At 38.1% G+C, this 13,166-nt stretch carries 14 protein-coding genes; 9 read left to right on the plus strand and 5 right to left on the minus strand.

Annotated features, from left to right (window positions below):
• The first annotated feature begins 20 nt into the window (after window positions 1–20).
• Both M947_RS17385 and M947_RS17390 read left to right on the plus strand, forming a co-directional pair.
• On the plus strand, window positions 21–1,235 hold the full coding sequence (locus M947_RS17385) for a NifS family cysteine desulfurase (RefSeq protein WP_021287361.1): 1,215 nt from the start codon (window positions 21–23) through the stop codon (window positions 1,233–1,235).
• Window positions 1,236–1,413: 178 nt separating this feature from the next.
• Window positions 1,414–2,388, plus strand: a complete 975-nt coding sequence (locus tag M947_RS17390; RefSeq protein WP_021287362.1) for an iron-sulfur cluster assembly scaffold protein NifU — start codon at window positions 1,414–1,416, stop codon at window positions 2,386–2,388.
• A gap of 91 nt (window positions 2,389–2,479) precedes the next feature.
• On the opposite strand, the gene M947_RS0111930 is transcribed toward M947_RS17390, so the two are convergent.
• From M947_RS0111930 to M947_RS17400, 3 genes are all read right to left on the minus strand, one after another.
• The gene (locus tag M947_RS0111930) at window positions 2,480–2,791 is read right to left on the minus strand and encodes a hexameric tyrosine-coordinated heme protein (RefSeq protein ID WP_021287363.1); all 312 of its coding nucleotides are present in this window, start codon (window positions 2,789–2,791) and stop codon (window positions 2,480–2,482) included.
• 148 nt (window positions 2,792–2,939) lie between these two features.
• Window positions 2,940–4,127: a sensor histidine kinase gene (locus M947_RS17395; RefSeq protein WP_021287364.1), complete on the minus strand. Its 1,188-nt coding sequence runs from the start codon at window positions 4,125–4,127 to the stop codon at window positions 2,940–2,942.
• Window positions 4,108–4,758 carry a response regulator transcription factor gene (locus tag M947_RS17400; RefSeq protein WP_021287365.1) on the minus strand — a complete coding sequence of 217 codons (651 nt, stop codon included), beginning with the start codon at window positions 4,756–4,758 and terminating at the stop codon, window positions 4,108–4,110. The genes M947_RS17395 and M947_RS17400 overlap by 20 nt, the downstream gene beginning before the upstream one ends.
• Window positions 4,759–4,885: 127 nt before the next feature.
• Here M947_RS17400 and M947_RS17405 point away from each other — a divergent pair, with 127 nt between their 5' ends.
• A complete protein-coding gene (locus tag M947_RS17405; protein WP_021287366.1) occupies window positions 4,886–6,259 on the plus strand; it encodes an OprD family outer membrane porin in 1,374 nt (457 codons plus the stop codon).
• A 29-nt stretch (window positions 6,260–6,288) separates the two neighbouring features.
• Complete coding sequence (locus tag M947_RS17410; protein WP_021287367.1) at window positions 6,289–7,659, plus strand: FAD-dependent oxidoreductase; 1,371 nt, start codon at window positions 6,289–6,291, stop codon at window positions 7,657–7,659.
• Window positions 7,660–7,742: 83 nt separating this feature from the next.
• Here M947_RS17410 and M947_RS17415 read toward each other — a convergent pair whose 3' ends face one another.
• Window positions 7,743–8,312 (minus strand): cytochrome b/b6 domain-containing protein, encoded by a 570-nt coding sequence (locus tag M947_RS17415; RefSeq protein ID WP_021287368.1) that lies wholly within the window; start codon window positions 8,310–8,312, stop codon window positions 7,743–7,745.
• A 33-nt stretch (window positions 8,313–8,345) separates the two neighbouring features.
• Here M947_RS17415 and M947_RS17420 point away from each other — a divergent pair, with 33 nt between their 5' ends.
• Window positions 8,346–9,125, plus strand: coding sequence for a TrmH family RNA methyltransferase (locus M947_RS17420; protein ID WP_021287369.1), 780 nt, complete (start codon window positions 8,346–8,348; stop codon window positions 9,123–9,125).
• A 34-nt stretch (window positions 9,126–9,159) separates the two neighbouring features.
• Here the strand turns inward: M947_RS17420 and M947_RS23660 are convergent, their stop codons facing one another.
• On the minus strand, window positions 9,160–9,441 hold the full coding sequence (locus tag M947_RS23660; RefSeq protein ID WP_223175385.1) for a helix-turn-helix domain-containing protein: 282 nt from the start codon (window positions 9,439–9,441) through the stop codon (window positions 9,160–9,162).
• A 25-nt stretch (window positions 9,442–9,466) separates the two neighbouring features.
• On the opposite strand from M947_RS23660, the gene M947_RS0111935 reads away from it, so the two are divergent.
• The 4 genes from M947_RS0111935 (at window position 9,467) to M947_RS17435 (ending at window position 13,067) form a co-directional block, all read left to right on the plus strand.
• Window positions 9,467–9,658 carry a YwbE family protein gene (locus M947_RS0111935; protein WP_031347951.1) on the plus strand — a complete coding sequence of 64 codons (192 nt, stop codon included), beginning with the start codon at window positions 9,467–9,469 and terminating at the stop codon, window positions 9,656–9,658.
• Complete coding sequence (gene dbpA, locus M947_RS17425) at window positions 9,658–11,013, plus strand: ATP-dependent RNA helicase DbpA (RefSeq protein ID WP_021287372.1); 1,356 nt, start codon at window positions 9,658–9,660, stop codon at window positions 11,011–11,013. The genes M947_RS0111935 and dbpA overlap by 1 nt, the downstream gene beginning before the upstream one ends.
• 100 nt (window positions 11,014–11,113) lie before the next feature.
• On the plus strand, window positions 11,114–11,365 hold the full coding sequence (locus M947_RS17430; RefSeq protein ID WP_021287373.1) for a high-potential iron-sulfur protein: 252 nt from the start codon (window positions 11,114–11,116) through the stop codon (window positions 11,363–11,365).
• A 97-nt stretch (window positions 11,366–11,462) separates the two neighbouring features.
• Complete coding sequence (locus tag M947_RS17435; RefSeq protein ID WP_021287374.1) at window positions 11,463–13,067, plus strand: YcaO-like family protein; 1,605 nt, start codon at window positions 11,463–11,465, stop codon at window positions 13,065–13,067.
• Window positions 13,068–13,166: the final 99 nt, after the last annotated feature.

Raw genomic sequence — 13,166 nt, forward strand, 5'->3', positions numbered from 1 at the left:
CCCTAAATTAAAGGTAAAATATGCAAGTTTATTTAGACAACAACGCTACAACGATGGTTGACCCTCAGGTAGTAGAAGCAATGCTACCATATTTTAGTGAGCAGTATGGAAATCCAAACTCACTTCACAAATTTGGTACATCAACACATCCAGCTTTGGCTAAAGCAATGGATCAGGTCTATACAGCTCTAAATGCAAGCGATAATGATGATATAGTCTTTACATCTTGTGCGACAGAGTCAAATAACTGGGTATTGCAGTCAGTATTTATAGATCTAGTACTAAATGGAGATAAAAATCATATGGTAACAACAGAGGTTGAGCACCCATCAATTCTCGCGACCTGTAGATTTTTAGAAGAGCAAGGTGTAAAGGTTACATACTTGCCAGTAAATGATCAAGGTGTTGTTGAGGCTCACACAGTTCGTAGTTTTATCACTGATAAGACTGCTTTAGTTTCTGTTATGTGGGCATCAAATGAGACTGGTATGATATTTCCTATAAAAGAGATTGGTGAGATTTGTAAGGAAAAAGGTGTTCTTTTTCACTCTGATGGCGTTCAAGCTATAGGTAAAATCCCAGTAGATTTACAATCCCTTCATATTGACTTTGTATCTATGAGTGCGCATAAGTTTCATGGTCCAAAGGGTGTTGGAGCTTTATATATAAGAGATTCTCAAAAATTAACTCCACTCTTGCACGGTGGAGAACATATGGGTGGTCGTCGCTCAGGAACCCTAAATGTTCCATATATTGTAGGAATGGGAAAAGCAATAGAACTTGCAACTACAAACATAGAAGAGACGGCTGCTAAGATTAGAAAAAAGAGAGACCGCTTAGAAGATGCCATCATGCAAATAAGTGATACTATGATAGTTGGAGATAGAGAAAATCGCACTCCAAATACAATACTTGTCTCAGTCAAAGGTGTTGAGGGGGAGAGTATGCTTTGGGATCTAAACAAAGGCGATATCGGTGCATCAACGGGTTCAGCATGTGCGAGTGAAGAGCTTGAAGCAAACACAGTAATGCTTGCCATTGGAGCTGACAATGAACTAGCCCACACAGGAATCAGGTTGAGCCTTAGTCGTTTTACAACAGATGCAGAGATAGACTATGCAATAAGCCACTTCCAAAACGCAGTAAAAAGGCTTAGAAGCATCTCAAGCTCATATGCAGTTCAACAACCAACAAAGGGTGGAGAAGCAAAGGATTGTGAGCTACATCATCCTTGAACGAGTTAGTGATGGCACCTGCTATTTAATTAGAACGACATTTGAACAAGTCCAAGTGCCAAGAGCCTTGTGCTGAGTAAAACCAAGCGTTAGCGTAGGTATCGGAATTACTTCTGATACCGTGACAAAATAGATGAAGGTTCTCTTCATTTTATGAAATAAAATTAAGGAAAATAAGATGGCAAGAGCAGATATGTTAGGCGAGTCCCTTTGGGACGCGTACTCAAATAAAGTAACAACGTTGATGAACAACCCTAAGCATCAAGGTGAAATAAGCGAAGCAGAGGCAGAGTCCCGTGGTAATAAACTTATCGTTGCAGATTTTGGTGCAGAGAGCTGTGGAGATGCTGTTCGTTTGTATTGGGAGATAGATCCGACAAACGATAAGATTGTAGATTCAAAGTTTAAGAGCTTTGGTTGTGGAACTGCTATCGCATCTTCTGATGTTATGACTGAGCTTTGTATTGGTAAAACAGTTGATGAGGCTGTAAAGATTACAAATATCGATGTTGAGTTTGCACTTCGTGATGACCCAGATACTCCAGCAGTTCCACCTCAAAAGATGCACTGTTCAGTTATGGCTTATGATGTTATAAAAAAAGCGGCGGGTCTTTACAAGGGTGTAGATGCTGAGAGTTTTGAAGAAGAGATTATTGTTTGTGAGTGTGCGAGGGTTAGTCTTAGCACCTTAAGAGAAGTTATACGACTAAATGACTTAACAACTATCGAGCAGATAACAGACTATACAAAAGCTGGTGGTTTTTGTAAGAGCTGTATTAAGCCAGGTGGACATGAAGAGAGAGAGTGGTACTTAGTGGATATTTTAAGAGATACAAGGAAAGAGATGGATGAGGAAAAAATGAAAGCAGCAGCTGATGCAGGTGCTTCAGGAGACTTTGCTAGTATGACTCTAGTTCAGCAGATAAAAGCAGTTGATGCTGTTATAGATGAGAGCGTTAGACAGTTCCTTATCATGGATGGTGGAGATATGGAAGTTATAGACATCAAAAAAGGTGATGAGTACATAGATATTTACATTCGCTACTTAGGTGCTTGTAATGGATGTGCATCATCTTCAACTGGCACACTTTATGCCATAGAAGCAACTCTAAAAGAGAAACTATCAAAAAACATTCGTGTTCTCCCAATTTAATGATTTAGGGTTTGAACGTATAGAATATTTTTAAAAATGTTCACCAGAGCCCAAAATAGAGCCGAAGGTGATTCGGCTTGTATTGTTAGGCTTATCGCCAATAGTTGTTTGCAATAGCTATGGTTTTAAACTCAATTGCTACTAGCTCCACTGCGTACATTAAGAGTTCAGGGTCATCTTGGTATTTTTTTCTAACGGCTTGTTTAATTTTTGGATCTTGCTGAATAGCACCTATTGTTTTTCTTACCATTTTTATAGCAAGCATACGCCCTTCAAGAGGAGTTTTAGTGATCAAACTTGGCATATAGTCTTGGGTGCTTTTCATATCTGCTGCTTGCACACAGCTAATAGATCCAAGTGACAAAAAAGATAACAACAACATGGATTTGAGTATATTTTTCATGATAATTCTCCTTAGTGATTAAAAGTTAGAAGTTTATACAAAAAGGCAAAACTCTAACTATCTATTAGCAAACACTTTGTTTTGCTAAAACCGCCTTGTTTTATAAAATATAGTATATCACAAATTGGTATTTTGATTTTTAAGGGCATTATAGCCGTAGCACAATCTGATACTTTGAATCTATGCTATGGGCATCAAATTCCCATTTATAGTAGTTACAAAGAGTCTTTACAATCTCTAAACCTTTGCCTGTGGAGTCAATAATTTTATTTTTCTCCCTAGAGATTGGGTTTGTAATTGTTAAGACAGCTTGTCTGCAATGGATATGAATTGTTGCTCCTTTGAGACTATGGTTGATAGTGTTCTCAATAAGAATACGTAGCACTCTTTGATAGGCTTCAACTGGAAGATTTAAAACCTTATCTTGCGACATGTCTATCTCAAATGTGAGCCCTCTATGTTCCCATAAAGGTTGGAGCTCATCTATGAGATACAAAACAGATTTTTTAAGGTGTGTTTTTTCTACCTTTTGGCTGACTTTACGTGAATGCAAAATTTTTGTAATCTTATGTGAGATTTCATCTATCTCTTTTTTTGCTTCCTCAATCGATTCTTCACTCCATTTTCCTTTTTGATTTGCCAAATCGATACGCAAACGTAGTTGAGCAAGAGGAGTTTTTAGCTCATGAGTAAGTGCTTTCATCGACTCATGCTGTGCTTTTTGTAGCCGGCTGATGCGTTGTTGGAGCGAGGCAATTGCATCACGAAGTGTGATAATCTCCGATCCACCAGTTACTCCCTCGGGCTTTTTGTCAGGGTCTTCACAAGTGAGACAGTGGTTTACGAGCTTATTAAATGGAATAAACAAAAGGCGTACAAGAAAGTAGATAAGAAGAGATGTAAAAACAAAGCCAAAGATAAAAAAAACCCATCGGTCACTGACCATGCTGACAAGCTCTTCGTTAATCTTTTCAGTCGAAGAGCTTACAGTAAAGTAGCCTTCGTTACCGAGTTTTTTAAACTGATAGATACGCTCTTTATTTGAGAGAGGTTTATAGGAGAGCATCTCTATTTTGATATCATAAATCAGTCCCCCTTGGAGTACATTTAGAAGTTGTGGATGCTGATACATCTGTGTTTGCATTGTCTTAGAATACTCTTTTGTATCAAACTCAATAGAGAGCATATTTGTCAAAAAGGAGAGGCTTCTGTTGAGGCATTTGTGCATATGCTGATGGTATATGCCAGAGAGCCCATAGCCAAAAATAAGAACAGAGACGATTGTCATCCCTAAAGATACGGCTAATATCCTTCCTTTAAATGTTTTTAAGAGCATAGCCTCTTCCTTTGAGTGTCTCTATGGGGTTTATGGGAAGTTTTTTACGGATATTGCTAATGACTACATCAATAGTGTTAGAACTCATAGAAGTGGGGTCGTTATAGATCGCATTAGTGATATCGTCACGTGTTAAAATTTTATCAGGGTGAGCAGCGAGAAAAAAGAGAAGATCATGCTCTTTTTTGGAAAGACGTAGAGGCTGTTGCTCATAGTGCAGTTGTTCAAGTTTGATGTCAATGTAAAGTCCATCTATTTCAATGATATCAGGGCAATAGCGATGAACAAGAGCGTCAATACGCATCTTGAGTTCGCGTAGGTCGTAAGGCTTCTCAAGATAGTCATCTGCCCCAGCACTCAAGCCACTAATCCGCTCCTCTACTCCTCCATACGCACTTGCAATTATCACGGCACACGAGGGCTGTAATTTTTTGAGCTTTGGAATAATCTCCATACCTTCATCCACTCCCGAGAGATTCCTATCAAGCAAAAGCGCCTCATAAGCGAAGCTCTCTATATAAGCATAGGCCTCTTCAAGCGAACTCAAAGCATCAACTATGTAAAAAGGTGCAAGAGCATCACATAGCATGGTTCTCATTTTATTATCATCTTCTATTATAAGTATTCTCATGACAACTATTATAGTTAATTATATCTATATAGATTCTTTTATAATAAAAAGTTATCACATTTTAATGATTTTTTCATCTAGGACAAGTAGAATTGAGTTGTAATTAAAAATCTTAAGGAGATAAGAGATGAAAAAAGGGATAGTTTTATCACTAAGTGCAGTTGTTGCAACGCAAGTAATGGGAGCTAATATTGAAGTAGGCGGTAAAGACGCAGGCGAATTAACAATGCAGTTTAAAGCAATGACGGTTTTAAGTGATAAAGAGAATGGTTTTGCACCTTCAAATGGAACGGGGTATCTTGTAAAGCTCAAATATGAGACAGCGGATATTTTAACACAGGGGCTTAAAATAGGAGTAGCTACTTATATCAATGGGGACGCAGGACTCACTGAGTGGGATGAAAATAATGCAGCAGATGGATATAACAAAGGAGCCTATGGCATGGTCACAGATGCTGGTGGTGCATCAAAAGGGGTACTAGGTGAATTGTATCTCTCTTATAAACATCAATATTTTGATGCAACATTAGGGCGTCAAATACTTAAAACACCACTTACACAGATTCAGACATCACTCACTCCAAATTTTTATGAAGCATATATGTTAGGTACAGAGGTAATAGATGGTCTTCGTCTTACTGCTGGACATATCACAAAAATGTCTTTAGGTTCTCGTGCAGCGCCTGATGCGGGTGTGATAGGTGAAAACACGGGAACAGCAGGTGTTGGTTTTGCAAATAGTAAGCTTGTAAGTTTTGGTGGCAATATGGAGCAAGCAAAGTTTTATAATATGGGAATTATTGCAGGTTTAGGAAAAGAGACAGATGGTCGCTCTATGATTGGAGCTACTTATACAGGAGTAAAAAACTTAAGTGTAGATTTATGGATGTATCGTTCTGCTGATATTGCAAACGATTTTTACGGGGAACTCAAGTATGGTATGCCAGTAGCTAAGGGTATCAAGCTAAATATGAACGCTCAGTATCTAGTGCAAAAGGATACAGGAGATTCACTTGCAGGGGAGAGAGATTTTAATATGCTGGGCGCAAAAGTAGCCCTAGGCAATAAAAAATGGGGCGCTTTTATTGCTTATAACAAATCTGGAGATGCCGAGGGAACAAAAGGGCAGTACTTCAATGCTTGGGGAGCTGATCCAGCGTACACAAGCTCTATCTTCTCGCGTAATGCTTACCGTACGGATGTAAGTGCATATAAAGTGGGTGTACATTATGTGTTTATGAAAGGCTTGAAGCTTATGGTCAATTATGCAGACTATGGAAAATCAAAAAGTACTCTAGGGGGCGCAACAACTACAACGCCAAATACAGCTTTAGAAGATGCTACAGAGATAGATACAGTGTTAGTCTATAAACCAAATAAAGAGTGGATGTTTAAAGTGTTTAATGCGATACGCACAAGTGAATACAATGGGCGAGTAATTGCAAAAACACCTGAGAGAAAAATGAATCACTTTCGTGCGATCGCATCGTATACATTTTAAAAAATCGAAAATAGACAAAGGAGAGAGATATGGATATATCAAGAAGGAATTTACTCAAGGCCTCAGGTCTGAGTGTTGCAACTTTTGCAGTAACTGGAAGTGGTGCTATTGCGGCTGTGACATCTGACTCAAAAACAGATGAAAGAGTAAAAAAACTGATGCCAAAATCAACTGGCAAAAGAGTTGTGATTGTTGGTGGTGGGTGGGGTGGTCTAACAGCTGCACGAAACATCAAGAAAAAAGCACCTGACGCTGAGGTTGTAGTCCTTGAAAAAAGAGCTGTATTTACTTCATGTCCAATCTCAAACGAGTGGATTGTAGGGGAGATTCCACTTGACTTTTTAACTCGTGATTTTTTTACTGGGGCAAAAGAGTATGGATATACGATGCTCCAAACAACTGTAACAGATATTGATCGTAAATCAAAAACAGTTGCAACGGCTAACGGTACAATCGACTATGATTATCTTGTTCTCTCTCCTGGGATTCGTTATGACTACTCTAGCTGGTTTGGCGATGATGCACAGATGTCCGAGAGGTGCCGACAAGAGTGTCCGCCAGCTCTGATTCAAGGAAGTGAACACGCGGCACTTAAGAAGATATTAGAAGAGTTTGACGGAGGTAACTTTATCATCTCTATCCCTGATGGTGCCTATAGATGCCCACCAGCACCCTATGAGCGAGCCGCACTAATTGCAAACTACTTTAAAAAGAACGATATCGATGGCAAAGTAATTATCTTAGATCCAAAAGAGAGTCCAAAGCCAAAAGGACCGGGTTTTATGGCGGCTTATAAAGAACTCTATGGGGATATCGTAGAGTATCATCCAAACTCTTCAGTTAAAGGTGTAGATCTTGATAAAAAGGAGTTAAAAGTAGCTGTAACAGATGCAGATTTAAAAACAACGATGAAAACTCTCAAGTTTGATGCAGCAAACCTTATCCCCGTAAATGCTGCATCAGAGCTAATCGAAAAAGCAGGTGTTTCTATGGGTAGAGCGGGATGGGGGCAGATGAAGGCACCAACATTTCAAACTAAAGCTGATGAGAGAGTTTTCGTCATTGGTGACTCTGTAGGTGGATACCCGTATCCAAAATCAGGCTCTATCGCAAATGGTCAAGGGCATATTGTTGCAGATCAGATTGCAAGTAGAATCAATGGCGCCAAAGAGTTGGCAAATGTAACACTACCTATAAACACTTGCTACTCGATGGTCAATGACACAGAGGCGATCTCTATCTCAGCTTCTTTTTCTCTTGTAGATACAAAAGATCCTCAAGGGAATGCTATCAAAAAAATCAAAGGGAGTAAAAAAGCAAACAACAAACGTTCATCAGCACTTGGAAAAGGAACACACAACTGGTTCCAAGGTATGATGACTGATATATTCGGTGCGTAAGCCTCTAGAGACAAAATTTTCATTCTTTTTCATTTTTATGCGAGAACTTCTCCTCTCGCATAAAATCAAACCATAGGCTTCTTTTATTTTTCCCCATTTATCATAGTCGATACTATTCCTTTTTCATCTCTGTTTTCAGCTATAAAGACACCTATAATGTGTAGTGGTACAAAGTATAAAAGGATATTATAGACTAGTTCGTGGATTTCTTTTATGCTGTGAGCTGTCTCTTCTGCAAGCCCTAAAGCCTCATAAAAGTACATAGTAAAACCACTAACACTCATAAAAAGGATAGTTGCATATACAATATAGTAAGAGATGCGAACTACTTTTTTGTGAGTGCTCAAAGAGCTAAAGCTTCTCTTTTTTGAACCCTCTTTAAAGTGTATAAATATTCTAAACAAGAGTAGCGCGACTAGAGCGTAGCCCAAAATATAGTGCCACTCCCACATACCTGCCCTGATGGCTTTTGCTATGACTTTTGCCTGCTCGCTTGTTATGCTAATGTCAATCTTTGAGAGTTCTAACATGATAAGCTCAGAGTTAGTCCTCCAACTTAAAAAAGTTTTTCTTAAAAGTACAGTGCCGATAAGCCCTAGGATAACTAGAGCGTTTAGCCAGTGCCAAATGCGAAAAGATGTTGAGTATTTCATTGAAACTCCTCTGTTTGTGATATTATAGCAAAGATGAAATATAAAAAAATAAACAACATAAACACTCCAGAACTAGCTATTTATCAACAGCTAAGAGATAATGCTTTTACAGCTGACAACAGCTTTATAGCCGATAGCCCTAAGGTTGTAAATATGCTTTTAGGCAGTGATATAGAAGTAAAAAGCATCTTGGCAACAAAAGAGTATTATGATGAATTTTCACATTTTGTAGAATTAAAAAACATTAAGAATCTTTTTCTTGCAACTAAAGAGGAGATGCAAAGCATTGTCGGACATAAAATTCATCATAACTGCATGCTACATGGAGTTCGCCCAGATGAGACTCCGCTAGAGGCACTAGGAGAGAGCATCTTGATGTTAGATGCCATAACATCTACAGAAAATGTCGGCTCCATTGCAAGAAGTGCAGCTGCGCTTGGAGTTGACTCTTATCTCTTATCGCGTCAGTCACCGCATCCCTATGGTAGACGTGCTTTAAGGGTCTCTATGGGGTATGTGAGCAAGCTAAAAATTCACATCTATAAAGATATAAGAGAGACAATAGAGGTACTTAAAAAAAATGGGTATAGAGTATTTGCTGCAGAAGTTACACCAGATGCAACTCTTCTCTCACAAGTAAAAGCTTCCGAAAAATGGGCTCTTTTAATGGGGCATGAAGGTTTGGGAATATCAGATGAAGTGCTTAATCTGTGTGATGAAGTTCTGACTATAGAGATGGCTGATGGTGTTAAGAGTTTTAATGTCAGCGTTGCAGCTTCCATCATGATGTATCAGCTTTTATCTAGGAGCTGATTGCAGAGACGTAACTACATTAAGAGCTAAAAAATCATAAACTAGGAAGTCCATACCTAGTAGTTAAATTTATATCTAGCTCATACCCCAAACTAGCAAGGATAATATCGAGTGTTTTTACAGATACACTTCCAAGCTTATCTCTTTCTATGTTGCCCAACGTTACACGGCTAATGCCACTTAGATTTGCTAGTTTTGCCTGAGTCATAGCTTTTTCTTTTCGTAAAGTTTTAACTCTTTGAGATTCACTCACAGGGGTGAAAGGCTTGTCTTTAAAAGGCTTAATGACAACTGAGAAGATTACAGCTATAATCACACACTTAAAAACTAAAGGTTTGGTTATGGATGGCACTAAGAGAAAAGATATAAAAAGTGGTCAAAGCGTGGCTATTGTTCTAAAGCAAGATCAACAGAGTGGGCTTCTTACTGATGGTATCGTTCGCGACATTCTTACAAAATCTCCATCTCATCCTCATGGTATAAAAGTGCGACTTATGAGTGGTGAAGTTGGCCGAGTTAAGGAGACATACTAATGAAATTTTCAAATTTGGCTTTATCAAAAGAGATGTTAGCAAACTTGGAAGATATTGGCTACAAAGAGATGACAGAAGCTCAAGCTCAAGCACTACCTTTCATACTAGAGGGTAAAGATGTAGTAGCCCAGGCAAAAACTGGAAGTGGTAAGACTGCAGCTTTTGGAATTGGGCTACTTGAAAAACTCGATGTTAAAAAGTTTAAGCCACAATCTTTAGTGCTTTGTCCAACAAGAGAGCTCGCAGATCAAGTGGCAAAAGAGCTTAGACTCTTAGCTCGGGCTACTCACAATGTTAAGATTCTAACTCTTTGTGGAGGTGCGGCTTTTGGCCCACAGCTAGGATCTCTAAGACATGGCGCTCACATAGTTGTTGGGACTTGTGGACGGATTTTAAAGCATCTTAAAAAAGAGAGTTTGAGCCTTGATGAGCTTGATATTTTAGTCCTTGATGAAGCCGATAGAATGTTAGATATGGGTTTTAGCGATGAGATAAATGAGATACTATCATTTTGTAAAAAGAGAAAACAGACACTACTTTTCTCAGCTACTTATACTGATGAAGTAAAGGATATTGCTAGTACCATCACGCATGAAGCGGAGTTTGTAAAAACAACTTCAAAAGAGGTAGCAAATAAGATAAAAGAGAGATTTTACGAATCTAATGACAAGCTAGATGCCATCATCAAGATACTAAGTAATTTTGAACTAGACAATGCCATTATCTTTACAAACACAAAGATAGAAGCTGATGAGCTTGCCAAAAACCTACAAAAAGTAAAGATAGATGCACTTGCAATTCACGGAGATTTAGAGCAGTACGACAGAACTGATGTCTTAGTTCAGTTTGCAAACAAGAGTTGCCCGATTCTCATAGCAACAGATGTAGCGGCTCGTGGACTAGACATAAAAGAGCTGACTATGGTTATAAACTACGATCTGCCTCACTCTCCTGAGATCTACACTCACCGTATCGGCAGAACAGGTCGTGCTGGATGCGAGGGTTTGGCTTTTAGTCTCTACACTGCTTATGAGAGCGACAAAGCGGATGAGTATAGAGATGCCCAAAGAGAGTTTTTAGACATAAGTGAGTTAAAAGTTGTAAACGGATTTGAGATGAAACCGAAATTTATCACGCTTGTGATCGAGGGTGGAAAAAAAGATAAACTTAGAGCTGGAGATATTTTAGGAGCTCTTACAAAAGATGCAAATATAAGTGGAAGTAGCATTGGAAAGATCGATATCTACGATAGACAGAGCTATGTTGCTATAGAGAGTTCTATGATTGATGCAGCGCATGAAAAACTCAAAAATTCTAAGATAAAAGCTAAAAAATTCTCTTTGTGGATTTTTTAAAAATATCTAAATTATAATAAAAAAAGTCTCATATAGTATAGTCTTGTGTTATAATAAATCTTATCGATTTTGCGATACTAACATAAGCTAGGAGGCTATTATGGAAGATTTATCGAGAAGAGTGTTTTTTAGATATATGGCGGTGCTTGGGCTTGCTACTTTTAGTGCCACACCTTTACTCGCAAAAGGAAGCAAGGCTCAGTACAACTATCAAGAAACCCCAAAAGATGGGAAGATTTGCGCTGATTGTATGCACTTTTTACCTAAGACGAACGAATGTAGAATGGTTGAAGGTTCTATAAATCCACAAGGCTGGTGTTCAGCTTACTATGAGAGACCTAAAAAGAAATAGACAAATGGATGAGTGAGTTTTAAAAGCAGATAAGTTCATCCATCTAAGTTCTTTATGTGTATAATATATTTATTTATATCTAAATATTGGAAAAACAGTGAATATATTATCAAAAGATGCCCCGCTAGAAGTCTCGATCAAAAAGATGAAAAAAGTCTTAGAAGATATTGGATGTAAAACTAACATCTCAGAGGGGCATCATCCACTACAAAACTGCTACTCTCTAAATCTTAGCTCCCATGAAGCTCCAAATCACATCTACTCAAATGGAAAAGGTACACTTAAAGAGTCTGCTATGGCTAGCGCTTATGGGGAGTATATTGAGAGGCTTCAAACAAATCTTTTTTTTAGCGATTTTTACATTCCAAACCAAAAACACTATCCTGATGAAGTGGCATTTGAGCTTGATGGTGATTTTTTAAATGAGGAGTTGCTAGATATTTATGATGCAAGTGGTGAACTTATGGGAGAAGACTTTGTTGACTTTAATTCTGGGTATAGTGACAGAGTTATCTCACTACCATTTCTAAAATTCTCTACAAAAGAGAAGATATATTTTCCTATAAATCTTTTGCACAACCTCTATGTTAGTAATGGCTTAGCCGCTGGAAATACAAGAAATGAGGCTCAAGTTCAAGCTCTTAGTGAGATTTATGAGAGATATGTTAAGTTTGAGATTATAAAAAATGGCTACGCTCTGCCAAAGTTTCCGCAAAGTGTTATAGAACCATTTACAAAGCTAAATGAAGATGTTATAGCGCTCCGTAAGCTTGGGTATATTGTAGAAGTTCTTGATGCCTCACTTCGCGGAGTCTTTCCAGTCACTGCTATCTCGCTAATAAATCCAAAAAACTCAACTCTCTTTGTCTCTTTTGGCGCACATCCTATCCTTGAAGTGAGCCTAGAGCGAACTATGACAGAACTTATGCAGGGTCGCTCTCTTGATAGGCTTGATGATTTTGAGTCTCCTACTTTTGATATGAGTGTAGTGCGTGATAGCTTCAACTTAGAGTCTCACTTTGTGGACTCAAATGCGAAGCTAGGGTTTGGTTTTTTAAGCTCAAAAAAAAGTTTTGAATACTCACCTTGGAAGTACGATATAGAGATGGATGAGTTTGAATTTTTAACAGGTATTGCTAAAGAGCTGGGCAAGGAGATCTATCTAAGGGAGTATGATTATCTAGGCTTTTACTCATGTCAGATGCTCATTCCTAGCATCTCAGAGGTTTATCCTATAGAAGATTTAGTATATAACAACAAAAATAGTGCAAAAGCTATCCGCGATATGGTTTTAAACCCTAATGACTATGATGCTGAGGATATACAAGAAGCAGTTATCTCGCTTGATGACTCTTTGAATATGGAGAAATACATAGGTGTTATCTTTAAAGACAACTTCACAATGTTAGAGTTTAAAGCACAGCTGTATCTTCTTTTGGATGAGAGAGACGCAGCACTAGAATTTTTACAATTTAGTACAAAAAAAGATGCAAAAATCATCTCAGAACTTATTTACATGGAAGAAGCGGGACTTGATTTTGAAGACTACTCAGAGGCTCTTTTTAATGTTTTTTCAAAACAAAGCGTAGAAAAAGCACAAAGAGTTCTTAAAAAAGAGGAGCTTTTTATAGACCTTACCCTTCATGATGATTACTATAATGTGTTAGCGATGTATGATAGGCTTGAGAAGAAAAAATCTTAGCATAAGTGTTTAAACTTTTGTATCCTTAAAGTGAGCAGAGAATCTTTATTGATACTTAACCTATTATCTGCTACAGTGAGGCATTAGTAGTTTCTATCA

The sequence above is a fragment of the Sulfurimonas hongkongensis genome (assembly GCF_000445475.1).
In the GTDB taxonomy this organism is placed as follows: domain Bacteria; phylum Campylobacterota; class Campylobacteria; order Campylobacterales; family Sulfurimonadaceae; genus Sulfurimonas; species Sulfurimonas hongkongensis.